The sequence below is a fragment of the Veillonella sp. 3913 genome, assembly GCF_003992235.1.
In the GTDB taxonomy this organism is placed as follows: domain Bacteria; phylum Bacillota; class Negativicutes; order Veillonellales; family Veillonellaceae; genus F0422.
Window position 1 is genome coordinate 372,859 of the sequence record NZ_RQVF01000001.1, and the last position, 23,190, is coordinate 396,048.

36 protein-coding genes are annotated in these 23,190 nt (G+C 39.9%); 2 read left to right on the plus strand and 34 right to left on the minus strand.

Going from position 1 to position 23,190, the window contains the following annotated elements; genetic code table 11:
- Positions 1 to 140: 140 nt before the first annotated feature.
- The 32 genes from EO113_RS01885 to EO113_RS02030 all read right to left on the minus strand — a co-directional run bounded on the left by EO113_RS01885 (position 141) and on the right by EO113_RS02030 (position 17,451).
- On the minus strand, positions 141 to 1,187 hold the full coding sequence (locus EO113_RS01885; protein ID WP_127135395.1) for a minor capsid protein: 1,047 nt from the start codon (positions 1,185 to 1,187) through the stop codon (positions 141 to 143).
- Positions 1,171 to 2,607, minus strand: coding sequence for a phage portal protein (locus EO113_RS01890; RefSeq protein ID WP_127135396.1), 1,437 nt, complete (start codon positions 2,605 to 2,607; stop codon positions 1,171 to 1,173). The genes EO113_RS01885 and EO113_RS01890 overlap by 17 nt, the downstream gene beginning before the upstream one ends.
- A gap of 11 nt (positions 2,608 to 2,618) precedes the next feature.
- On the minus strand, positions 2,619 to 4,202 hold the full coding sequence (locus EO113_RS01895) for a PBSX family phage terminase large subunit (RefSeq protein WP_240633648.1): 1,584 nt from the start codon (positions 4,200 to 4,202) through the stop codon (positions 2,619 to 2,621).
- Positions 4,203 to 4,222: 20 nt separating this feature from the next.
- Positions 4,223 to 4,981, minus strand: coding sequence for a hypothetical protein (locus tag EO113_RS01900; RefSeq protein WP_127135397.1), 759 nt, complete (start codon positions 4,979 to 4,981; stop codon positions 4,223 to 4,225).
- A 2-nt stretch (positions 4,982 to 4,983) separates the two neighbouring features.
- Entirely contained in the window at positions 4,984 to 5,673 is a 690-nt protein-coding gene (locus EO113_RS01905) for a hypothetical protein (RefSeq protein ID WP_127135398.1), read from the minus strand.
- Positions 5,663 to 6,688 (minus strand): DUF4417 domain-containing protein, encoded by a 1,026-nt coding sequence (locus tag EO113_RS01910; RefSeq protein ID WP_127135399.1) that lies wholly within the window; start codon positions 6,686 to 6,688, stop codon positions 5,663 to 5,665. The genes EO113_RS01905 and EO113_RS01910 overlap by 11 nt, the downstream gene beginning before the upstream one ends.
- Positions 6,685 to 6,876 carry a hypothetical protein gene (locus EO113_RS01915; protein WP_127135400.1) on the minus strand — a complete coding sequence of 64 codons (192 nt, stop codon included), beginning with the start codon at positions 6,874 to 6,876 and terminating at the stop codon, positions 6,685 to 6,687. Before EO113_RS01915 ends, EO113_RS01910 begins: the two co-directional genes overlap by 4 nt.
- Positions 6,877 to 7,016: 140 nt before the next feature.
- The gene (locus EO113_RS01920) at positions 7,017 to 7,358 is read right to left on the minus strand and encodes a hypothetical protein (protein ID WP_206168641.1); all 342 of its coding nucleotides are present in this window, start codon (positions 7,356 to 7,358) and stop codon (positions 7,017 to 7,019) included.
- Positions 7,359 to 7,581: 223 nt separating this feature from the next.
- Positions 7,582 to 7,968: a single-stranded DNA-binding protein gene (locus EO113_RS01925; protein WP_127135402.1), complete on the minus strand. Its 387-nt coding sequence runs from the start codon at positions 7,966 to 7,968 to the stop codon at positions 7,582 to 7,584.
- Positions 7,961 to 8,341, minus strand: a complete 381-nt coding sequence (locus tag EO113_RS01930; protein WP_127135403.1) for a hypothetical protein — start codon at positions 8,339 to 8,341, stop codon at positions 7,961 to 7,963. The genes EO113_RS01925 and EO113_RS01930 overlap by 8 nt, the downstream gene beginning before the upstream one ends.
- Positions 8,341 to 8,778 (minus strand): DUF5651 domain-containing protein, encoded by a 438-nt coding sequence (locus EO113_RS01935; protein WP_127135404.1) that lies wholly within the window; start codon positions 8,776 to 8,778, stop codon positions 8,341 to 8,343. The genes EO113_RS01930 and EO113_RS01935 overlap by 1 nt, the downstream gene beginning before the upstream one ends.
- On the minus strand, positions 8,759 to 8,962 hold the full coding sequence (locus tag EO113_RS01940; RefSeq protein WP_127135405.1) for a hypothetical protein: 204 nt from the start codon (positions 8,960 to 8,962) through the stop codon (positions 8,759 to 8,761). Before EO113_RS01940 ends, EO113_RS01935 begins: the two co-directional genes overlap by 20 nt.
- A gap of 10 nt (positions 8,963 to 8,972) precedes the next feature.
- Positions 8,973 to 9,395, minus strand: coding sequence for a hypothetical protein (locus EO113_RS01945; protein WP_127135406.1), 423 nt, complete (start codon positions 9,393 to 9,395; stop codon positions 8,973 to 8,975).
- On the minus strand, positions 9,389 to 9,814 hold the full coding sequence (locus EO113_RS01950; protein ID WP_127135407.1) for a hypothetical protein: 426 nt from the start codon (positions 9,812 to 9,814) through the stop codon (positions 9,389 to 9,391). The genes EO113_RS01945 and EO113_RS01950 overlap by 7 nt, the downstream gene beginning before the upstream one ends.
- A gap of 56 nt (positions 9,815 to 9,870) precedes the next feature.
- Entirely contained in the window at positions 9,871 to 10,119 is a 249-nt protein-coding gene (locus tag EO113_RS01955) for a hypothetical protein (protein WP_127135408.1), read from the minus strand.
- Positions 10,109 to 10,831, minus strand: coding sequence for an ATP-binding protein (locus tag EO113_RS01960; RefSeq protein WP_206168642.1), 723 nt, complete (start codon positions 10,829 to 10,831; stop codon positions 10,109 to 10,111). Before EO113_RS01960 ends, EO113_RS01955 begins: the two co-directional genes overlap by 11 nt.
- A complete protein-coding gene (locus tag EO113_RS01965; protein WP_127135410.1) occupies positions 10,821 to 11,594 on the minus strand; it encodes a Lin1244/Lin1753 domain-containing protein in 774 nt (257 codons plus the stop codon). The genes EO113_RS01960 and EO113_RS01965 overlap by 11 nt, the downstream gene beginning before the upstream one ends.
- Before the next feature lie 16 nt (positions 11,595 to 11,610).
- On the minus strand, positions 11,611 to 12,495 hold the full coding sequence (locus EO113_RS01970; protein ID WP_127135411.1) for a recombinase RecT: 885 nt from the start codon (positions 12,493 to 12,495) through the stop codon (positions 11,611 to 11,613).
- 14 nt (positions 12,496 to 12,509) lie between these two features.
- Positions 12,510 to 13,442 carry a YqaJ viral recombinase family protein gene (locus EO113_RS01975; protein WP_127135412.1) on the minus strand — a complete coding sequence of 311 codons (933 nt, stop codon included), beginning with the start codon at positions 13,440 to 13,442 and terminating at the stop codon, positions 12,510 to 12,512.
- 3 nt (positions 13,443 to 13,445) lie between these two features.
- Positions 13,446 to 13,946 (minus strand): helix-turn-helix transcriptional regulator, encoded by a 501-nt coding sequence (locus EO113_RS01980; protein WP_164726298.1) that lies wholly within the window; start codon positions 13,944 to 13,946, stop codon positions 13,446 to 13,448.
- A gap of 4 nt (positions 13,947 to 13,950) precedes the next feature.
- Positions 13,951 to 14,199: a LysM peptidoglycan-binding domain-containing protein gene (locus EO113_RS08105; protein ID WP_240633654.1), complete on the minus strand. Its 249-nt coding sequence runs from the start codon at positions 14,197 to 14,199 to the stop codon at positions 13,951 to 13,953.
- Between the two features lie 22 nt (positions 14,200 to 14,221).
- Positions 14,222 to 14,443: a hypothetical protein gene (locus EO113_RS08110; protein ID WP_164725662.1), complete on the minus strand. Its 222-nt coding sequence runs from the start codon at positions 14,441 to 14,443 to the stop codon at positions 14,222 to 14,224.
- A 131-nt stretch (positions 14,444 to 14,574) separates the two neighbouring features.
- Positions 14,575 to 14,862, minus strand: coding sequence for a hypothetical protein (locus EO113_RS01990; protein ID WP_127135415.1), 288 nt, complete (start codon positions 14,860 to 14,862; stop codon positions 14,575 to 14,577).
- Positions 14,862 to 15,290, minus strand: a complete 429-nt coding sequence (locus EO113_RS01995) for a hypothetical protein (RefSeq protein WP_127135416.1) — start codon at positions 15,288 to 15,290, stop codon at positions 14,862 to 14,864. The genes EO113_RS01990 and EO113_RS01995 overlap by 1 nt, the downstream gene beginning before the upstream one ends.
- Positions 15,283 to 15,576 (minus strand): hypothetical protein, encoded by a 294-nt coding sequence (locus tag EO113_RS02000; RefSeq protein ID WP_127135417.1) that lies wholly within the window; start codon positions 15,574 to 15,576, stop codon positions 15,283 to 15,285. Before EO113_RS02000 ends, EO113_RS01995 begins: the two co-directional genes overlap by 8 nt.
- The gene (locus EO113_RS08185; protein WP_127135418.1) at positions 15,569 to 15,790 is read right to left on the minus strand and encodes a hypothetical protein; all 222 of its coding nucleotides are present in this window, start codon (positions 15,788 to 15,790) and stop codon (positions 15,569 to 15,571) included. Before EO113_RS08185 ends, EO113_RS02000 begins: the two co-directional genes overlap by 8 nt.
- On the minus strand, positions 15,784 to 16,005 hold the full coding sequence (locus EO113_RS02010) for a hypothetical protein (RefSeq protein ID WP_127135419.1): 222 nt from the start codon (positions 16,003 to 16,005) through the stop codon (positions 15,784 to 15,786). Before EO113_RS02010 ends, EO113_RS08185 begins: the two co-directional genes overlap by 7 nt.
- Before the next feature lie 14 nt (positions 16,006 to 16,019).
- Positions 16,020 to 16,400 carry a helix-turn-helix domain-containing protein gene (locus EO113_RS02015; RefSeq protein WP_127135420.1) on the minus strand — a complete coding sequence of 127 codons (381 nt, stop codon included), beginning with the start codon at positions 16,398 to 16,400 and terminating at the stop codon, positions 16,020 to 16,022.
- A 20-nt stretch (positions 16,401 to 16,420) separates the two neighbouring features.
- The gene (locus EO113_RS02020; protein ID WP_127135421.1) at positions 16,421 to 16,702 is read right to left on the minus strand and encodes a hypothetical protein; all 282 of its coding nucleotides are present in this window, start codon (positions 16,700 to 16,702) and stop codon (positions 16,421 to 16,423) included.
- 24 nt (positions 16,703 to 16,726) lie between these two features.
- Positions 16,727 to 16,936 (minus strand): hypothetical protein, encoded by a 210-nt coding sequence (locus EO113_RS02025; RefSeq protein ID WP_127135422.1) that lies wholly within the window; start codon positions 16,934 to 16,936, stop codon positions 16,727 to 16,729.
- A 13-nt stretch (positions 16,937 to 16,949) separates the two neighbouring features.
- Positions 16,950 to 17,084: a hypothetical protein gene (locus EO113_RS08280; protein WP_255416896.1), complete on the minus strand. Its 135-nt coding sequence runs from the start codon at positions 17,082 to 17,084 to the stop codon at positions 16,950 to 16,952.
- A gap of 166 nt (positions 17,085 to 17,250) precedes the next feature.
- Positions 17,251 to 17,451 (minus strand): helix-turn-helix transcriptional regulator, encoded by a 201-nt coding sequence (locus tag EO113_RS02030; protein ID WP_206168644.1) that lies wholly within the window; start codon positions 17,449 to 17,451, stop codon positions 17,251 to 17,253.
- 121 nt (positions 17,452 to 17,572) lie between these two features.
- Between EO113_RS02030 and EO113_RS02035 the strand changes: the two genes are divergently transcribed.
- Together EO113_RS02035 and EO113_RS02040 are read left to right on the plus strand one after the other, a co-directional pair.
- Entirely contained in the window at positions 17,573 to 17,926 is a 354-nt protein-coding gene (locus tag EO113_RS02035) for a helix-turn-helix domain-containing protein (RefSeq protein ID WP_164726300.1), read from the plus strand.
- A 492-nt stretch (positions 17,927 to 18,418) separates the two neighbouring features.
- Positions 18,419 to 19,519: a tyrosine-type recombinase/integrase gene (locus EO113_RS02040; RefSeq protein WP_127135424.1), complete on the plus strand. Its 1,101-nt coding sequence runs from the start codon at positions 18,419 to 18,421 to the stop codon at positions 19,517 to 19,519.
- 296 nt (positions 19,520 to 19,815) lie between these two features.
- Here the strand turns inward: EO113_RS02040 and tyrS are convergent, their stop codons facing one another.
- On the minus strand, positions 19,816 to 21,024 hold the full coding sequence (gene tyrS, locus EO113_RS02045; protein WP_127135425.1) for a tyrosine--tRNA ligase: 1,209 nt from the start codon (positions 21,022 to 21,024) through the stop codon (positions 19,816 to 19,818).
- Positions 21,025 to 21,038: 14 nt separating this feature from the next.
- Positions 21,039 to 23,141, minus strand: a complete 2,103-nt coding sequence (locus tag EO113_RS02050; RefSeq protein WP_127135426.1) for a transglycosylase domain-containing protein — start codon at positions 23,139 to 23,141, stop codon at positions 21,039 to 21,041.
- Positions 23,142 to 23,190 lie beyond the last annotated feature (49 nt).

The window sequence follows — 23,190 nt, forward strand, 5'->3', positions numbered from 1 at the left end:
ATAAAAGCACCCTTAGGCAATGCCTAGAGTGCTATTACTTTTGATTTTTGTTAATGTGATATAGTTTAAATCCAAGCCATATCACGCATAGTACTTGGATTATTTGTAAAATTGTGATGAAGTCACACATAGAGTTCACCTCATTCCACATACTTTAAATACCATTCATCGTACTTCAATTCACCGTCTACTTGCTCGCTCTTACCTTTACCACCTTCGCCACGGCTAGCCCTTGTTTCTCCTTTGATTTCCAAATCATCGAAATATGGAATCGTGGTACTTCTGCAATGGCAATGGAACGGCGGAATCGTCACGCCTGGCTTAGCGTCCTTGAGTGGCACTATCTTCCCGTCCATACGCTTACATATCTTCGAGGTCTTGCGGTCTAACGTTGCTAGTATCTCCAGTTTCTCCACCCCAATATCATTCATATTGTTGGTGAATGCCTCTTCATACATCCTAGCCGTTTCCGTTTCTACCAATCGTCTTGCGTTCGATTGCGAAACGTTCATTCGTGTAGCAAGGTTCTCCGTCATCTTCGCCATGCCATCACCAGCTAGCACCGATTGAACGAAATCATTTTGAATGGTCTGAACTAGCTTTGTACGATCATCCCATATACGGCTACTAAAATCCTTGCCATCTGGTGCCCATGGTTTCTTTATGACCACATCCACAACGTGGTCAGATACCTTAGGCACGATGTTATATTCACCTAGTACCGTTTGCGTAAGGTAAGCCGTCTTGTAAGTGGTTGTTTCGTATGTATCCCTAAGTAATTGGCTTAGGCTATCATCTTCTGCCTTAGATAAGCGTTCAATCTCATGTACAACACTAATGTAAAGTGCTTGCGTTCTATCCAATCGAGCACGTATAGATGCATTTTCAAGCATACGTTGATGCTCCTTGGATAAATCTTCTCGCTTGGCTTGGTCGATGTATTCCTCAAGTGTCATCTTGAAGTCAGCTAGCTCTCTTTTATTGAGCTGTTTCCTTGCTTCTTCTAGGGTGATACCGTTTTCTGTGGCGTACCGTTTGTACCAATCCTCTATCTCTACCGTTAAGCGCCTAAGTGCCCTATCAAAGTTCATAGATAGTTCATCAACTGTCATCTCTGCGCCATGCATGGCTTCATCTTTTAATGATTCGTAACGCTTCGCCCAATATTCTTTACTCTGTTGGTTCATCTCCACCACCTACGATGTAATCCTGTAGCGCCATCTCTTGCATCATCTGTAATCGTTCTTGCTGCAATCGCTCCAGTTCGCCCGCCGTGTTAGTCGTCCATGGATGGTTGGCCACAATCGTTTCATTAGATAGAATGCCAATACTCGATTTACAGTTGTTGATTACCTCGCCCTCATTGACTGGGGTCATACGATTGAAGATGAACTCTACATCCTTAGGGGCTGTTGCGTTACTCAATCCACGGTATGCGTGATAGAACTCCACCAATTGCTCCAATGTGGCTTGAAATTCCACCTCAATTTGGTTCGCATCGAGGTCAATATCACTGTACATGGATGAAATATTCATCTGATTAGGATTGTTGGCCATGCGGTCATCTTTAGCATCGAACCCTCTACCATTCTCGATAATCGAACGTTTCAAAGCTTGCGTGATGAAATCATAGTTAGTAGCGTTTACCTCTATGTTCAATGTTTCGATACCGCCATCATCTCTGACTTTCACCGCACCAAACTGTGCTAATTTCTTTCTAAATTCAGCTAAGTCCGTTCCGTCATAGTTCCGTAACACTAGCAAGGTTTCCCTAGGGTCTTCTTGCATTCTATCAAGAAACATCGAGTACATTTCGTTCAATGCGTCTTGCAGGCATTTCACCCGATTAATTAGTGGTTGCTCAATGGAATTTGCCTTGAATACTAATAGTGGAATGGAAGGCCAATTATATACTTTTCCTTCGTACTGAATGTAATTTGTTGTTTCCTTATCAGTATTAACCGTTAAGCCACCGTTATTGTAAATGTAATAGCTTACACCATCTGGCTTGTAGAATTCTACGTATTTAACAGTGTGAGTCTTTTCTAGCATATGGTATTGCTCCACATCGTAAAAGTAAATAAATGCATCGAGCTTACTATGCTCTTCATCGTGCCAATACGGGATGATATTCTCGGGCTTCATCCGTTTAAATGTTAGGTCGCCGTTTTCTGCAATGTAAGGATGTAAGTATCCCTTACCACCTATATAGGCGTCTTTTGCTACGTTTAATAACTGCCTGTGGAATTGCTTGCCAAGTAAATCTACTAGTGTCGAATCATCCGTTTTGACCTCTAATGGATTACCAAATAGGTAGTTTACCTTTTGGTCTACTAAGTCATCGAACTTATTATCCACCAATTGATTATTAGGGAGGTTTAACGGAATCTCATTCTGTTCGCTAGCAACAATAGCCGTATTCTCGATGGCCATTGTTCGCTTTTTCTGCTTAATATCATGGTCTCCCTCGTAGTATTTGCGACCAGTAAGGATATTCTTGCGTTCCTTAGAGTTCATGAACCGCTGTAATTCACGTCGCACAAACTCTTTGTCGCTAATACCTGCATTGCCTTTTATAATTGCATCCCATAATTGTCCTAAGTCCACTTTATCACCTCCTACCAACTGAATTTATTCGCATCCATCTCACTACGTAACGAATACCGCACCGAATCAATCGTATGATCGTTACGCTTAGGATAGGCACTAATGAAATTGCCGTGCTTATCCTGGTCGTATTCGTACATCGTAAATTCGCGGTATGCGTTCGGACATCTGTTTTTGTCAATGTAAATCTTGTAACGATCCGATAGCCACTTGATACTAAATTCACGACTATCTGGGCCCTTTTTCACGCCATAGATACGCAAGCCCATATCAGCAAGCTCTGCTATGGATTTTGGTTCAGCATTATCGGCCCATACTACACTCGTGCCTACTTTATCTTTGATTTTCTCGTATGCCATCGAGTTTTTGAGCCTTGTACTATAAACTTCATCGTAAATGTAAATACAATCATGCTTGATGTCATAGTGTAATTTGGTATACACAAACGGGTCTTGAGCAAAACCAAAGTCGATACCGTGATAGTTATTGTCAAAGTTCTCTATCATTTCATCGGTTATGGTCATTTCCTCCACGTTGGCAAATACGTCACCGCCTGTTCCTGTGGCAATTCCCATATACTCATGTTCGTATAGGTCTGGCCTCTGCTCTTTCAGCTTTTCCGCCTCGATAATGAATTGATCGCCTAGCCAATCACTCGGAACCATCGTGTAATTACTGTGACTAATGAGCCTGTCGGGATAATCCGTCAATTGCTCCACGTTCACCCAATTATCACGGCTCTTCGGTGGGTTGAATGAGTAAAAGCACCAATATTTGTCACCACCACGCAACAATGATTGATTGATTGAGCGAATTTCATCCATTCCACTGAATTGGTCTAATTCTTCGTACCATACACATCCGACATAACCGAATGGCATTTTAAGTGATTTAATCTTTGAGCGGTCATCTGCACCCAAGAATAAAATCTTTTGCCCAGTTCGCTTGTAAATAATCTCAAGCGGTGACTTCTTGAACTCGAACTCTTGCAATAATTCCAATTGTTCGAGCGCCCACTCTATTTGAGCGTATACCGAGTTCTTGAGGGTGTTCGCCACTTTCCGTAAGATAACCACATTCACATGTGGATTACCAATGATTAACTGCGGAATTTTCATGCTAATGAATGATGATTTCGTGCTACCACGTCCACCTTTAAACCAGTAATGCGTATGGCCATGGCGCTTAATATCGCCACTTACAGAATCAAAGAACGGAATAATCTTATCTGTGTCATCTGGCACCACAATAGGTGTTTCTGTGATTTGCTCCACCTCTTCATGAGATAGTGAGTATAAGAATTCCGCTGCCTTAGTGTCGCCTTTAGTTGCCTTGACCACCTGTGCTAATATCACCGCTGTTTGCGTATCGATATTCTGCCCTTTTGCCTCGGCTAATGACGTGATTTTATCCTTAACCTTGCCCTTTTGTAGCGGCATTGCCATTATCTCTTTGGCTAGGTCTTTCCATTTCTTCATTTCACGTCTTTTGGCGCCCGAATTCTTGCCACCTTTGGATGACATTGCAGCGTGTGTTTTCTTGTCTAAAGTGTTTGTACTCTTGAGGGTTTCAGGATGCCCTCTAGGATTGGCCACCTGTTACCCCCTCCTTCTTCTTAATCTAGAACATTCTTGAATGTGTAACCATATTTCTTTTGATTGCGTTTGAGCCATCTGTCTACTGCATCATTAGGGCCTTTGCCCTTTAAGCCGTTTTTCTCGACCCTGGCGACTGCCTTGAGGAAGTCATTTTGTTTGAAATGCGATTGTTTGGTAAATTCTCGATAACCTTTAGAATGCGTGGCAATGATACTGCCAACATTCGTACTTGCTACCACCTTCATATCAGCAGGGCTGAACGTGCTGTTATTTGGGTGATTGTGAACGAGTGTAGCTCCTTTCACCGTCCTATTGATGCTGACGTTTGTCTTGTTGCCATTTCTGTAATGGTGAACAAAACCATTTCTATCAATTTGAACTAGTGACTCGCCCGCATCCTTGCCGTGCATATCACGGAATGCCTTAATTGCTTGTTCACGGGTCTTTATCTTGACCTTATTATTCACACGTGCTGGTAAATTATCCATGCTATGGTCAAGCCCTCTATGCGAGGCGCCTTTCCAACTAAACACGGCGCCCATTCCTCCAGCACCACGACCGCCCATAACTTCAAATTCTATTGTTTCTAATTTTCCAATGAGCTCAACCACTTTAGGATGCGCTATTAAATCGTCGATTATCTCGCCTTCTTCAACGTCATCCTCAACATTCCATAATTCCCACTTGCCTTTAGGCGCTTTAAATAAGAAGATACCGTCAGCTAATTCAACGGAATTGAAGTCACGCATTTTGTATATAAATGATTGAATTTCCATGCTTACCACACTCCCGTTTTAATGAATTTATCGACCCTGTCAGCATGCTCTTGAGTAAGCGGCCCAGTATATCTATTACTTCTTGTAAAAGTTCCGTCTGGCTTTAATACAAGCGCCGTTTTTTGTGCTCCAGTGATGAAGTAATGATCAGGGTGCTTTTTCCACTGCTTTACTTTGCCACTATCAATAAGACTTTGAGCGCTAGATGTGACTTTCACTTTCTTACTTGCTTTTAATGTCTTTTCAAAGCTATCCAATTTCTTTTTCCAATTCCGTTCAGTCGCTCTAGTTCTGCCGCTTCTGACCTTGCCTTTTTCAATGTCTTTCAGGAATGAGCGAACTTGCTTGTAATTGTGTTCTGTGATGTTAAGGTTGCCTTTGTAGTCAAATAAGCTACCCTTGGCACCATCACGTTTACGTTGACGCTCAACAACACCTTCTTGTTTTTCAATTTGCTTTCTTAATGATTGAATGCGCCCCATCTGCCGTTCAGCTCGATTATGCTCGGCTCTGCCTTTAGCTTTGTCAGTATGCCATACTTGCCCTTGGCGTGCTTTCATATTGCCCCAATGAGCACTTTCCGCATTCTCCAATTCTTTCTTGAGCCTATCTAATTTCTTTTCGCTAATTTCAGTTCGCTTGCTTTTCTCCCCACTGCCTGTGAGTGAGTAACTAGCACCTCTACCGCCCACTTTTCTTCATCCTTTCTGTTACTGCATTTTGAATGTAAGTAACCTCGCAAGGGAATTGGTATCCAATGTCACCGCCGTATACGATAACGTGCTCTGGCTTTAACTTGCGTATAGCTTCATCCATTCCCTCTGACCACATGAGATAGGCATCATCTGATCGCTTAACGCCTATTGTTGATACTGCTACTGTGCCACCTGGTTCAATGCCATCAAAACAGAATGCGAATGTGTCACGTTCACACCATGATAGAGTAGGAACCACATTTGCCCCATTTTGTTGGAGTATTTGGCCAATGAGCCTTGAGCGGTAAACATTCCAAATCTTCATGGCCATTGGCATTTCGGTGTATAAGCTAAAATCAGGAGTTAGCACGCACTCATAAGGAATTAGCATGTCCACGTATTTATCGGGATCATTCCAAATCCGTTCAAATTGGTAATCATCAATGAAGAAGTGCACGCCTTGCCCTTCTTTCTTTTTGTTGGTTTTGACATAATTAAAGCCAATCAACTCGCTAGGCTTTGCATATGTCCTAGTGATGATTGGCATTTGATAGAACCCCTCAACATTACCGCTGTCATAGTCATGTAAGTTGTAGGCATCCATCGTTCTTTCACGTTCATTTTCTTTTTCATCTGCTGGAGTTAGCAGTCGCTCCACATCGAACCCAAAATCCTCCATATCAAACGATAGGTCTTGGATTTCAAAGGAAAGCAAGTCATAATCCCACTTCGCCATTTCAGCTACCTTGTTATCAGCTAACCGATAGGCTTTAACCTGTGATTCTGTTAGGTCACTGGCAACGATACAAGGAACGTGAGTATATCCCAATGTCTTTGCTGCTTCATACCGTGTATGACCGCAAATAATCACTTTGTTAGTATCCAGGATGATTGGAGATTTAAACCCAAAGTCACGAATACTGTTGGCAACGTATTTAATCGCATTCTTGTTATTCCTAGGGTTATTCTCGTAGGGTGTTAACTCTTCAATAGGCAATTGCACTATGTTCATCGCAACACCTCCCCACTGTTCCGCTTAAATCGTCCATGGCGTTTAGATACGTGAGCCGTTCTTGTACGCATCATGAAGTCTGGTGTCGCATAGGTCTGACATAAGCCGTTATATTCGATTGTCTTCGCCGTGCATATGCCGTGCTCGTTATGCAAGCATTTTCGCTTTATCCATTTAATCTCGGTCATTGTATCACCGCCTTTCTGATTTTGCGCAACAAAAAATGACGTCGCAGCTTTGACGTCATTTCTTGTGTTTGGTTTATAAGATTATAAGGAGTGTAAAACGTTGAAAACTCGTAACCAACATTCTTACAAGTATTATAATATCACGTTGCCTTGACCTTGTTGGCAATTTTGGCATAACTTTTTTTAAATTCTTTTAAGGCTGCTTTATGCAGCTTCGTTCGGAGTTTTTCACGATTTATGTTTAGCACTTGCGCAATATGTCTCCAGGACTCATTGTATAAATAATGATTCCGTATAATCGTAGCATACTCCATCGTTGGCATGTTATCTAGCACCTCATTGATCGTATCGATATAAGTATACCGTCTTTCAATGAGTTCCTTTAAACGTTCAATCCTATCCTCAAGTTTAATCACCCTATCATCAATGCCTGTTGGCGTGCCACCTTGCACCCTAGGCGCACTATAATCCGTTGCCTTCAAGCCGTCACACTCCGCTCGGAGTTTTCGTATTTCATCACGTAGGCAATCAATTTGCCTTGCAATACTCCGCATTTCTTCAAGTATATTCTCTATCTCCAATCTATCACCATCTTTCATGCTTCAACCACGCTGTAAAACTTAAATTTTATGGTCTTATTGCTAGATTTCATGAGTTTTAGATAGATTATGCCTACCACACATAAAATCGAGCTTATGCGCCACATTAGAACGGAATTTCCTCATGTGATGTCGTCATGCTATCGAAATTGCTCGTTGATGATTGAGCTCCTGGTGTTTGGTCTTGGCCTGTGCAGAAGTCCGCCACCACTTCCGTAACGTATCGTTTAGTGCCATCTTGTGCTTCATAGGAGCGTGTTTGTAACCGCCCTTGAACAAATACCTTTTGCCCTTTTGCAAATTGGCTCATATATTCGCCGTTCTTGCCCCACGCCACACAATTCACAAAGGCTGTGAGTTCTTTTGCCTCGCCATTTTGTCCTTTATAGGTGCTTGTTGCTGCCACCGTAAATGTAGCTACCGATGAACCACTTTGCGTATATCGCAACTCCACATCTCTAACCAAATTGCCTAGTAATTGAACATTATTCATCTTTGGCTTCCTCCCAAAATACATCCACATAGTCAACCTGTGGTTTCCTTAAATCTCTGTAAATATAATCCGCCAAGTGTCGTACGCACTTTGGATTATCGTTTTCTAATAACCCTGCTTGCACCATGCCATCTAATACGAATTTCTTGGCAAATGCGATATTGTCGCTGTCATGCCGACCTTTAACATGCCATTTGAAAATCATATCTACTTTACCTTTTGGCTTAACAATCAGTCTGTCTTTACATTGCCACGCCACCATATTTGTTAATTTGTCCTTAATCTTGGCGGCTGCGTATTTATTCCTGCGCTCTGTGTTGATGTACTCGTTTAAGTACATGAAGTCGCATTCAATTTTAATTGTATTTACCATTATTTCACCTTGTAAGGGCATCCCTCGGCGCACTCATCGTACACTGGCACTGACGCATGAATAAGCGCCCTTCTAAGTTCGCAATTCATAAAATCCTGCCTATTGCAGTTTTTGCAACTACCACCTAGCGCATGATCCACTAGTACTGCCAGGTGTTCATCGTTTTCATCGTCTTCCTTCTTCGTGTAAGCTGACGTTTGCACCGTTTGAACGCCATAGTGACTAATTAATCGCATGACTTGCTTGCGTTGCTCCATGTCTAAATCTTCAGTGACATGTAACATCAGCTTTTCAGCAAATGTAGCAATCGTATTCGCTTTCCTTTTCCATTCGCCCTGGAGTTCAAATGATTCAATCATATTCTTTGATTCTTGGTTCATGCATGCTAATAGCAGCATGTTTTGTTTGTTGCGACTATTAAGATATCTCCGTTTCAAGAGTTACCTCCTCACCTTTTAATAATTGTTCAACCTCCTCTACAATCTCGATGCTCGCTAAAATCTCCTCTAGTCGTAAATCATGGTCATATTTATCTAGGAAAAATTCATCTAGGCTCTGACGTCGTTTACGTAATTGGTATTTGATTAAATTAATTGCATCATTTGCGGTTATTTCTTTCATGTTTACTCCTTTATTTGTTATAAATCCACGTATCTCGGTCCCTAAGTGTAACTGATTCACCAAAGTCTCTTAAAGCGTCAATTATCCACTCGAAACTGTCCCATGCTTCATCACAATTCTCACAAACTTCTAACACGTCTCGCAGCTCCAATACTCTGCTGGTGTAAATACTATAGAATAAGTAGTAACACCCCATCATATCAACAACGAATGTATCCCATTGATACATCGCCTTTGACCGACTCATCGTATATGTAGCAATTGTATCGCATGCATGATATAACACCATCGCTTGCGCCTTAATCTTTTGGCGATAACTGTGTTTCATGATCGTTTGCATTTCGTGCTTTAAAAATTCTGCATGGTCATGCAATTTCTTAACCGTCTCGTAATTTATTCGAGTCACTTCATTGCGTTTCATTTCTTTCACCATTCCCACCCCCTAATTTCCACTTCATATGAAGATGAACTCAACCATTCCTTTTTTCTTTTTGCGAGTTCTTTTTTTCTTTTAGCTTCTTCGTGTTTTTTAATTTCTTGTTTTTTAATAGAATCGATAATCTTTTCCCCAAATGCCTTCAATACTGTAATAATTTCATTTAAGTCATCTTTTGCGGCAACTCCAGCATCAACTAAATCTATATAGTCGTTAGGTTCATAATCATTCCAACATTCTTTTCTTAACGATAACACTCCATTTTCAACCGAAATGACATACTTCGTAGATTCATCAAACTCAAACTCCATAGATACTTTGTTTTTGTTAAATTCACCGTTTTCTTTTTCAAGAATGACGTTGTATGCTTCGCCACCTGCGAAATCATACCAACATGGAATCCATAATAATTTCATCGTTCTTTCAACTCCTTAACTATCCGTCCTAAAATTTCATCTTACTCTTATGCATTTTACAATACGCCGTCTTTCTCTAAAACACGTTCAAAATTTTCTAACATCTCGTTATACTCGCTTTGTCGCAACAACCATTTATACTCAATAGCAACATAGTATGCAATTATGCAATTCAATTTATTAATCTCATTTTGGTCTTTGTGATACTCCGAAATATAATCCTCCAATAGTTGCAATCTTTTATAGTATATATACTCTAAATTATGCCGTTGGTAATATGATGGATTCTTTACATTATCGCTCATTATTTTCCTCCTTATTTACTCGTAAGCTTTGGCCTTTAAATTTAAGTACTCCACATGTTTCTCTCAATCTATCGTATATTCTAGTGTTATACCGTTCTACTAAAGCTTCATGGCTTAAATTCGTCGTAATAACAACAGGTAGCATTCGGTCGTATCGTTCGCCAATAATGCTTTCCATTTTCTCTACGAGCCATGAATGGTTGTTTCTGTCAGATTCTGCGCCAAAATCATCAATTACTAGCAACGGTACCGTTCTAAGAAGGTTGTCATAATTCACAAGCTCCTTACGATCACTGTTCAGAAGGTTGAGCAACTTATCATTTAGGCTGATATTGTTTACAAATAGACAACGTATGCCTTGTTCTACTGCCTTGCGCATAATCGCAATAGCCAATGTAGTTTTCCCAGTCCCTACTAATCCTTTTAACACCAATCCTTGCCCATCATTTATGTGATTATGTATTTCTTTTCCATATAAATAGGCTTTTCTATAGCTTTCTCTGTCACACTCATTAAAATTATTACTATCAACAATCCATTCAAATGTAATGTGTTGCTGTCTTTTTTGAACCCCATATTTACCTAATATAGGTTTTGGGTCTATATATACTGGTTCGTCATATTGAGGTTTGTCAAAAAAATACTCTTTAGGATTGCTATTTCCTTTATCTAATAAATTAGCGATAAACTTAGATCGCTCACTAGAGTCCATCTGGCTCTGTGCTCCAATCAATTTCCCTACGCTTTCCACGGATTACACCTCCTCCATTTTTACTATCTATCTCCTTATTTCTTAAAATGCCCTGCACATAGTTCAACATAGGCTTACCTTTATTTACAGCAGTCTCCATAGCATCAAGTACACTAGATTCTCCAAAGTCATTAACCATCGATGCCAATAGGTCACTAGTAAATGCGGTAAGCTCTCCAAAATGATTCATAAAATAAGAAACAACACGATTCACTTCTTTTGTTTTGTTTTCTTTTATTTTATTTTCTTTACTTTTCTTTTCTTTACTTTGTTCATTATTGGATACATTTATTGAGTTAATGTCGACATTAACTAAGTTATTGTATCCATTAATGGAAATGAGCAGAAATCTCCCGTCGTACTGAACCCCTTTTCTTTTTTTTGTTGCTTCAAAAAAAGTCTTCTGGATAGACTCGGAAGTCAGTATTCCAAAGTCGTCCAACATATTGGCATCAAAGAATCCAAGCTCAATCGCTTTCTTAATTATCTCTTCAACAGCGCCCTCACTAATCCCAGATCGCAATGCGTCCGAAATAAGGAAAGCAAGGTCGTTACTCCGCTCAATGTAGTACCCTTTACCTTGGTAGATACGACACAGCAGCTCAATAATCACTGCGATTGAGTTGATTCCTTGTGCACTTATTAAGCGCCTTACCTTTAAATTGGTAAGTAAGTTAACATCTAAGGGGAAGTAGTCAAGGCCTTGCTTGTTAGGTCTTGCCATTAGTTGCCCTCGCTAACTATTTACTAAACATGGATTCCATGTATTCCCCTGTTTCAGTATCCACAGTTCCACCATCTTCGGTGGTAATTACCGTTGGTTCTTCATCATAAACTACCACCGCATCGGCTTCAATGGAGTCTCCATCGAACTCCGCTTCCAGTGTTCCATCATCGTTCATTACCATCTTTCCGCCGTCATTGGTGATGGCATCTACCATTTGTTGCCCTTGCATCTCAATGGATAGGATGCCGTATTTACTGATTAACCGCTTGAGCACCGTTTTAATAGCCATGCTATGAAAGTCTGTGATACCCCACTTGTCAGTGCCACCTTTATAGTTCTTACTAAACTTCTTGGCATGGGCTTGCATTTCCTCAATGCTCATGTAAAGGTATTTCTCGAATCCGTTTACTAGCTTGAAGTAGGCAATGTAACCTACGATTTTATCGGAGGTTTTCTCACCAAACTCATACTCGCCTGTAAAGCGGTTTTGTTTGATGATTTCTCCTTCATATACCTCAGCTGCGTTGATCGTTTGGTACTGACCAGTACGCATTGCTAATTGGATGTAGCCTTTGTAACCCATTTGGAATTGGGCCTCATCTTTATATGGGATGATATAGGCAAAGCCTAAGTTTTGATTAATTGGTAAGTCTAATGATGCCGCCATTGCACCCGCTGCAATGACTGTCTTCGGATTCGCTTTTGCGAGCAATTTGTTGTTATTGACTACCGCTAATAAACTTGAGATAAACCCTGGCGCTTTCTTTCCTAGTAATTCCTCAAATCGTGCTTTCACACTATCTTGAGATACTAAACTTTGGATAGTCACCGCCTTTTGTGATTCTGCCGTTTGTACGGCGCCTTTCTTGATGCTTAGCCCCTGTGTTACACTTGCCATGTTGTAATTCCTCCTTATTTAACACTGAACGTTGAGCGAGTATCCTCGCCTTTTACCATGTATTGCTTATGTAATTCTGGATGATCCGCTTGGAATTGTTTTGTATTGAAACGGCTTGCACCTTTTCGCATTTTCCAAGTAACTTTGAATCCGCCAACAGTTCCTACTTCATTTTCACCGAGCAAGGATTTTAGGATATTTTCCGCTTCATCCTTCGCCTCTGTGGCTTCCTTAATCTTTGCCTTGGCGTTGTTATATTGGTTGATGTAGTTCACTGCCACATCATCAAGTTCTATTGTCTGCGCATTGGATTTTCCGTACATCATCTTGAGTGCTTCGGCGCTCGATTCGCTACCAGTAACAGCTGGTACTGTTCCGCTTTCCACCATGTCCCAAAATACTTTACCTTCTCGAATGATAGCCTCGATGACTTCCTCGTTTCTTGGGATTTCTTTATAGATAAAGGTATTACCCCCAAGTAGGCAAGCAATCCACCAAGATGATTTGCCAGTTACCGCCATATAGTGTTGGCATTGGATGTAATAGGATGTAGGGACTTCATCCCCTTCCCATTCATCTCGCTTGAATGCGTTTGTGGTTTTACATTCTAATCCCGCATCCACGCCTACGATTTCACGATCGATATTGGCCAATAAGTATGGATGCTCGATTGACTGTAATGTATAGTTATTATTTCTAACTTTCCATCCTGTTCGTTTCGCAAACTCCTGGGCGACCACTTCCTCAAGTACGTTTCCCCAATACATTGGTTCGTTTTCCTCAACTGGTGGTAATTCTCCTCGCTTATCGAGCCATACGCTCACCGCATCACGGTATTTGTTAAAGCCTAGAATCGCTGCCATATCGCTACCGCCAATGCCTTGTTTACGAGCCTCTAACCACTCATCATGAGTGGCATTCTTGCCGTTAAAAATCTTCTTATACATGTTTTAGTGAACCTCCTCAATTTCATCTATTTCGGCCTTGATGATATATGGGATATTGCTATGCAAAATGAAATCAGCATAATCGCTATCATCAAAATTATCTGCCACATCATCTGGGTCTTGCCCCTCATTGAGGGGGATGGTGATGTCAATTGGCACCATTGCATACCCCCTCATTCGATATGTTTTACCGCACTTCATAGATTCTTCCATTTGTGGTATACTATGTGTAGTTATTTGTTTAAGTCCCTCGATGTTAGCGCATCCTTGAGGGGCTTTTTCTTTTAAGTAGAATTTTTGGCTATCCATAAATACGGTATAACCACTTGTTACCTGTGATGGCTTTAATCCTAAGAATTTGCAAAACTTCATCAACTCTAGAATTGTTAAGTTTACAGGCTTTCCATTAATCAACCGACAAAGCCTATCTTTTGGGATTCCAACCAGTCTAGTAATCCTACTTTGCTTGATTCCTCGTTCTTTACAGTATGCTTTTAAATCCACAACATCACTCCTTAATCGCTCTAACCTTGAGCGACATCCCAGGATGAATTGTTCCATCTTGTAATTTGTTAGTAGTCATAATCTCCCTGATCGTTTGGCGTACATCCTCTGACTCACCTACCGCATCCTTTGCGATAGTCCATAAGGTGTCGCCATTTTGAACGATTACTTCACGCTCTTCATACTCAACCACATTGCTAGGGAATGCCGCATTATATAAAGCTACTGTCATGATAGGCACCATAGCAACCATTGCCACCCTATCCCAATAGATTTTAAAATTCTTCCGTTTCGAGCATTTGCTCGATTTTTTTTGTTTTTGCATCACTTTGTCCCCACCATTCTTTGAATTTGTGCCAGTACACGTAGTATGTGTACGCTTTGCCATGCATCTGAACTGCATCGCCCCATTCCCATTTGTTGGCACGTAATCCACACCGTACAAATTGGGGGGATACACCCATAATGTCGGCAATGTGTGTAGGTGTTACCTTCATATTGCCTCCTTAAAAGAATACCGACTTAACAACTTGCGCCAATACGTAAACAATGAATGCCACCACTGCCAACCACACTAAAAATGTTGTAAGTAAACCTCCGATTAATTTTGCCAATTCCTTAGCCATAGTTACCTCCCTAACCATAAAATAAATAAACTCATTACTATCAACCCTACCACACAGCTTGCAAGCAAGATTTGTGTAGTTAGCTTGCTTTTCTCATGTGTCGCTCGAATCATTTCCTCAGCCTGTCTCAATCGTTCCTTACTCTTACGATCATATTCATCTGTTTTGCGTTGGATGAATGCGAGCTGTTGCTCGACTTTCTTTTCAACTTCTAATTTCTGTTTGTGCTTGGCCATGATGTGGTACGGCTTTTGTTTCCGCACTCTTGCATTCTTATTTCTTCTTGGCATTAGACCCCCAGTATTTTACATAATTGATTTAACACGAATAATCCTACCCCTGCACCAAATCCAAGTGTTAATGCCGCATAAGTTAGCTCCAATAATTCCCCTGCTTTAGCTAACACTTTAATCATTAGAGTTTTCTCTAATTTCTTGTTACGGTGCACTAGTGCCATGTTTTTTTGATGGCTATCAGCAATATTGTGATACTCTTCATACGTTTTGTTATACTCCCATATTGGGCGTTGATTTAACAAGAAGTGAAGTGTATTGGCAGATAATAAGTTATCTTCTATTCGTCGAAAAATTTCTTCACTCGGATTATCCTTGTACTCATTAATACAAGTTTTTGCTAATTTTAAGAATCCATCTCGCCTATGAAAGATAAATTCTTCTTGCTCTTCGCTAATGCTTGCAGCAAATTCTCCTCTATCCATTAATGCGTTCCTCCATCAAAGAAATAAAGCTGTCTCTGTCCTTAATGAACCGACCTCTATCTGACTTTAACAAGTCAATAAAAGAATCGCTTATAACGCCTGTCATGCGACTAATCAACTGAGCATCGTAGACTGTGCTGACAAAGTTTAATAGGTCGCATTCTTCATCATAATCTACCCATTCATCAAAAAACTCATGGGCTACCTCCACAAATGTGTTCAGCATTTCTTCTAAGTACTCTAATTGCTCTTCTGTGAGCGATTTATAAAATTCATTGCTATCCATAAATTTGCTCCTTAAGCCTTGGGTCTAACTCAAACTGTCCCAATAAATAATACGCAGTTGCTTGGCCCCATGCATCCCAAAACCAGTCGTAATAATGTGAATGTGGATCAGAGTCCATCTTTGCCAACTGCCTATATTTAAGCGCATTGTCCACGGCTTTCTTATATCTAACCTGCAACTCTTGGTTTTGCTCACCAGTTAGTTTTATCAGCATCCTAATCCATCCTTTACAAAATCATTTAGTGGGAACCCACCTAGTTCAGCGTATACCCACGCTCTTTCAAGCTCTTGCTCGTATACGTAATGAGCCTCGCTCTCATCATCGTAGCCTTCTAACCATAAGCCTAGGTTCTTCTCCGCTTCCTTCGCCGACTTATTATGTAATTCATATAAATATTGCCTTTGTTGTTGCGTTAATCCTGGTAGCATCCTTCTTCACCTCCTTACATTCTGTACCGATACATAATTTCTATCCTTAACAACTCCAGCAACGTATTCACATCGCCTTTTGAAAGCCCTGTCCCCTCGTCTTCCATTCTATCCACGATAAATGTAGATAATTCTTTCAGTTCTTTATATTTGTCTCTCCAACAGTCACCTTCTGCTGGAGGTTTATCCTCAGCAAGTGCAAACAATCGAGCAGGAGAAATTTTTAAAGCCTTTGCAATAAGCAACCGTTTATCTTGCTTTGGGTAGTATTTACCATTAATCCAATCAGATATAGTTGACTCCCTAATTCCTGTTAATCTTGAGAGATCTTTTTGAGAGAGCCCATACGCATCTATCAAAGTTGCTAAATGGCGCCCAAACTCTTTTTTTGTCATCCTTCTTCACATCCCCTTAGTCACACCTTATCAAATCTCAAAAGCTCAAAAGTTACATCCATTGAATACTCAGAAGCTTTCTCACTTAAATCGCTTGCATCACTTCCCGATAAGAATTTAAACCAATTTGCAGCATAATATTTTTTCTCGAACTCAACTAATTCTCTTAAATTATTTTGAACATACTTATAACGCTCAAAATGCTTAATCGCCTCTTCTAACTGCTTTTCATATCGTTCTTGTAAATATTCCCGTTGTTCTTTCGTTAATGTTCTTACAAAGTCTTCATTTATCATAATCATCTTTCTGCCCCTTATTCATTCTTATTAATTCGCATTAGCAAAATGTGCGATTGCTTGTACTGCCTCATCAACAAATGCATCAATCTCACTTTCACTGCAAATACTTCTTAAATCTTTCAAAACAAATGAAATGTGAGTGCTTTTGCATCCGAATTCTTCCATATCTTTAGCGTTAACTATTGCATTCAAAGTGTTGTAAAAGTCTTGTTTTAATCTGATTTGTTTTACTATCATGTTTTACTCCTTATTAGCGAGCCTCTCCTGCAGGGACTCTATTTACTTTTTCTTGTAATTCGTGTAACCTTTCCATTTCTTTAATTGCTTCATCTAATTCTGTTTTATCTACTGAAATAGTGATGGTTACTTTGATTTCTTTGTTCATAAAGCCCCTCCAAATTGAATCACCAACACCACAATTAATGATGCAATGCTAAATCCTAGTGAAAACCCTAATAAGATATCATCAAATCTATTGCCCACGTTCATCACCTCGCTTCCTCGGCTGTTTGTATTTCGGTTATATAGTTTACTTTTAGTGAACTACTTAGCTAAAAAAATAAGCTTTGAACTGTAGTATCAAAAAAATGTGCTAAGCGAACCTTTACTTCATCTCTTGGTACCCGCTCATTTGCTTCATACATGGCGATTGCAGATGCTGATACTCCAACTCTTTCAGCCAATTGTCTTTGAGATAAATTCATTTTTAATCTTAACTTCATGATTTTTTCCCCAATTTTATTGTTCATCATTACACCTCCTTTGAGTTCACTTAAAGTTTACACCCAAACTAAATCTTTGTCAATCACTTTTTGTGAACTTTTTTCTTGAACTTTGTTCACAAAATGTGATATATTATTTATGAAAGGAGTGATGAATATGTCATTCGGTAAAATATTAAAAGAATTACGCACCGAACGTAAGGTTACACAACAAGAACTTTCAGACTATTTAGATATATCTAAAAGCATGATTAGCATGTATGAATCTAATCAAAGAAAACCTAGCTATGAAATGCTAGAAGCTATAGCAGATTTTTTCAATGTTGATATGAATAGATTATATGGAGCACCAAGTAATGCTTATTACATCGATCCAGCAGTCAATGCCAAAGCAGAATATGCAAGAACGCAAGAGGGTATTCTGTTAGATGCTGCGAAGGATTTAAGCGATGAAGATTTGGATTATGTGATAGATTTAGTAAATCGTTTACGAGGGGGTAAATAGAGATTAATATCACTATACTGTATACGAAATTACCAAGGAAGATATCCGCTACACTATGTACGAGCGAGGATACAGATTGTTACACCATATTAGTTAATAAGAACAAGCCTATTGATGTATTAAGAGAGAGCATCGCCCACGAGGTGTGCCACATCATGGAAGGACATTTTACGCAAGACATGCATGCAGGGCTAATAGAATCCCTATTGCATGGAAATGAAGCTGATTTCAACCATGAAGAAGTGAACTTTTACTATCAATTCATCGATTGAGTTCTTTCCAAGATGGAAATAGCTCAATCGCTCTAATTTGTTGACCTCAACAAATTAGAAAAAAATCAAGTTCTAAAACCGCATAAAAAAATACCTCTCCAGCGCCAACTGGAGAGGTAAATTCTGAACATACCTAAGGGTGGTACATCCACATATATTCAATACATATATTGTACCACTTTTTAGGTGTATTTGCTACACATGAAAGGTGGTTATTTTTATGGCGTTGAAACGCTCTAACGGATCGGGATCCGTTTACAAGATGAAACATAAGAAATTACGCAAGCCATTCCGTGCCGTCATCACGACTGGATGGACGGATGAAGGTAAGCCAATTCGTAAAACTCTAGGCACATATGCGAGTCAAAAGGAAGCCTACGAGGCATTGGCTCTATTCTCCAATGACCCAACGGCGCTAGAGAAAAAACGAGTGATTACCGTTGAGCAGTGCTTTCAATGGTATTTTGAAGAAGCAGAGCGCATGGGGCTTTCAGCTGGTCGAATAGATGTAATTCATGCTGTTAAAAAGATGATGAAGCCCATCCTACCAATGGATATCACTGTACTAAGAACAGCTCACGTACAACCATTTTTTGATAAATTTACATACAGCAAATCATATCAAGAGGTTATAAAATCGACATTGATTAAAACTTGCAATATAGCCATTAAAAATGAAGTGCTCGTTAAAAATTACATGAAAGATATTATTATCAGCAAGAATGCTACATCTATTAAGAAGGCAACTCCTTTTCGTGAGGAAGATATTCACCAATTATGGTTACACCAGGATGAGCAAATTGTCCGTATCATTCTTATCTATATTTACACTGGAGTTCGATTAAACGAACTCTTACATATAAAGGTGGATGACATTCACTTGAAAGAACGGTACATGGTAGGCGGTTCAAAGACCGATGCAGGGCGCGACCGCATCATCCCTATTGCTGAATGCATTGCGCCATTCATCCAGGAGTTATATGCCACAGCTAAATTTAAGCGTTCAATATGCTTAATGGATGGAATTGTTGGGCAAGATGGATATAGAAGAAGGTTGACCGAAATATGTGAGCGATTGGGGATGGATAGGCGCAAGCCACATGATACTCGCCATACGTTCATAACGTTATGCAGCGATTACAGTATCCCCGAAATTATCATCAAGAATATCGTAGGCCATGCTACATCGAATAACATAACGCAAGGGGTTTACACGCACAAAACAATTGAGCAATATATAGATGCCGTGAATAAACTTCCGTTCGGTGATAGTCTCCAAAAGGTTGAGCAACGGTTGAGCAACCGTCTAGAAAATGCGTAAAATTAGAGCAAATCAAAAATTAGAAACCCCCGTAGATACGCATAGTTACGGGGGTCTTAAATTTATGTAATTATAACCACTGTATAGCTTGCGAAGGAATGTGCCGTGCTCTAAAACCTCAGAGGAACGCAGTTAGATGTAGTAGCCTTATGGCGTCTTTTACTACCTAAATCACTCAAACACAAGAAGACCGTAACATACCCCTGAACAAACATAACCACTGTATAGTTTGAGAAGGGGTGTGTTACGGTCTTCCCTTTATCTTATTTAGTTAAAAACGCCACAGGCTATATAGACTAACAAGAGACGATTTTGATGAATTTCCGTTTTCCAACTTGCAATACCATACCATCTTTCAATACGATATGTTCTTCGTTGCATTTTTCACCATCGATTTTGAAAGCTCCAGCTTTAATGGATCGTCTTGCTTCCCCATTGCTTGCTGTTAAGCCTGCATCAGATAGTAATTGTGGTACAAACACAGGTTCTTCTGTTATTGCCACTTTATATTCTGGAATATCTGTTGGCATCGCATGTTTTTGGAACACACGCACAAACTCATCTTGTCCAAAATTGGCAGCTTCTTCTCCATGATATAGGCGAACGATAGTATGAGCCAATTTCATTTTTACATCTCTAGGATGGGCTGCACCAGACTCTAAATCTTTACTGAGTTGTTCTTGTTCTTCAATGCTCATGTCTGTTACCAACATGAAATAACGCATCATCAATTCATCTGGAATAGACATGGCTTTACCATACATTTCAGAAGGAGCCTCGCTAATACCAATGTAGTTGCCAAGGGATTTACTCATTTTTTGAACCCCATCAAGGCCTTCTAAAATCGGCATCGTGATGATTGTTTGCTCTGGCATGCCTTCTTCGCCTTGTAGATGACGACCCATCAACAAGTTGAAAGTTTGGTCAGTACCACCAAATTCCACATCAGCTTTCAAAGCAATAGAATCATACCCTTGCATCAATGGATACATGAACTCATGAATGCTAATTGGTCGACCTTCTGTATACCGTTTATGAAAATCATCCCGTTCCAACATACGAGCTACTGTATATTTAGAAGCTAGCTTCAATACATCAGCAAAATCTAATTTGCTTAACCATTCACTATTAAAGCGCACTTCTGTTTTAGCAGGGTCTAAGACTTTGAAAATTTGCTCTTGGTATGTTTTTGCATTCGTAATGACTTGTTCTTCCGTCAACGGTGGACGTGTTACACTTTTACCCGTAGGGTCACCGATACGAGCCGTAAAATCACCAATAAGGATGATGACTTTATGACCAAAATCTTGGAACAGTTTTAGCTTGCGCAACACAACAGTATGACCTAAATGGATATCTGGTGCTGTTGGATCCAAGCCCAATTTAACAATCAATGGCGTATTGGTTGCTACAGCCTTCTCTAATTTCTTTTTAAATTCATCTTCCGGTAAAAGATCAGCTACCCCACGGGAAATGAGGCGAAACTGTTCTGCTGCACTAATCATAATTATCTCCTATATTACTGTGAACTTTTAGAGGATTTTGGAGCAATAACTGGGTCTTTCCCTTTATTACTTTTTGATTTAGAAGGACTCTCATCATTTGATGTTGTACCATCATCGTTATCTAAATCTCCGTCTCCATCTTTCTTATCTTTATCTTTTTTATCTTTGTCATCTTTTTTCTTATCTGTAGCTGGGTTTGTATTACCCGCATATGCCTCTGGGCCTACCCCATCTGGCACGGTAAAGTTTGATGCAGGTGTATCAGCCAAGGCTGCTTGCATATATTGTCTCCAGATAATCGCTGGCGTTTGAGCCCCTGTGGTACCATGTAATGTTTCAGAACCACTATCGTCACCCATCCAAACAACTGTGACTAAATCAGGCGTATATCCAGCAAACCAAGCATCTTTTTCTTCGTCTGTAGTTCCCGTTTTACCCGCTGCAGGACGGCCAAAATAAGCATTACCACCTGTACCATATTTAATAACAGATTCCAACATATTCGTCATTATGTAGGCGTATTTAGGTTCTACTACACGAGTTTCTTCAATGGATGATTCTTCTACAATATTGTTATTGCGGTCTACAATTTTTGTAATTGCCACTGGTTTAACTTTCACACCATTATTGGCAAGAACACCGTACGCCACAGCCATGTCTATTGGTGTCACACCTTTTGTTAAACCACCTAAGGCTACGGCTAAGTTATCATCCCCTTTTTTATCCAATGTGGTAATACCCATTTTTTCTGCTAAGTCTAGCACGTTGGACATACCCACTTTATCAGCTGCCAATACAGCTACTACGTTATTGGAATGAGCCACAGCATTACGCATCGTCATGGCACCGTAGTGTTTACGCGAATAGTTTTGCGGTTTCCAACCATGGAACTCCGACGGTTTATCCACATACACAGTCCCTGGATTATCACCATGTTTAAGTGCTACTAAGTACACAAATGGCTTGAAAGATGAGCCCGGTTGACGTACCGCCATAGTAGCGCGATTAAAAGAGTCATTTCCTCTACCCCCAACCATAGCCACAATATGTCCATCATGAGGGTTGATAGAAATCAATGCCCCTTGTGGCTGGCGTAAACCATTTGCATCGGTATAGTAATCCGGCAAGTTTTCCATCGCTTTTTCTGCTGCACGTTGTGCTTTCATATCGATAGTGGTATAGATTTTCATGCCTTCTTTATAAATTGCATTATCACCATAACGTTCCGATACTTCGTTAATCACATAGTTAACAAAGTAACTCATACTACCATATCCATTAGAAGATTGCGGTTTATCTAGCAACTGTATATCAGCATTCTTTGCCTCATCTGCATCCGCTTGTGATAAATATTCATATTTTACCATTTGTCCTAATACAACAGCTTGACGCGCTTTTGCAGCTTTTAGATTATTAAATGGAGAATAGTAGTTAGGACTTTGTGGCAAGCCTGCTAGAATTGCCATTTGCGCTAGCGATAAATCTTGTACATCTTTACCAAAATAAACATGAGATGCAGTTTGCACTCCATACGCACCTTGACCAAAGTAAATTTGGTTCATATACATTTCTAGAATTTCATCTTTGGTATAGCGTTGTTCAATACGTAAAGCCAATAAAGCTTCCATAATCTTTCGTTTGAAAGTACGATCTTGGGTTAGGAATGCATTTCTAGCTAATTGTTGGGTAATCGTAGAACCACCTTCTGTCACACCATCGTGAACAATATTAACCCATATAGCACGCAAGATACCAATAGGGTCGATACCGTGATGACTATAAAAACGATTATCTTCTGTAGCAATAAACGCATTTTGAAGTTTCTTAGGAATCGTAGCCAACTTGACTGGTACACGATTTTCCTCTGAATGAACAGTAGTGATCAAATCTCCATTGGCATCATAAATTTGAGATGATGCCGCAGGTTTTACATTCGCTACATCAGGCAAAGAAGACATGGTGGCACCTAAAAATCCACACCCTGCTCCTGCAACAATTAATATAAATAAGATGAAGAATAACCAAAAGGAACGTTTCCATGATGATTTTTTCTTCACTGGTTTCTTTTTGACAACTCGTCTCCTCGGAGGAATTGCTCTTGATGAACTAGGATTCATATGTCACCTCTCTAAAGCTCTTTATTTCCTATAGAACACCCTTAATTAT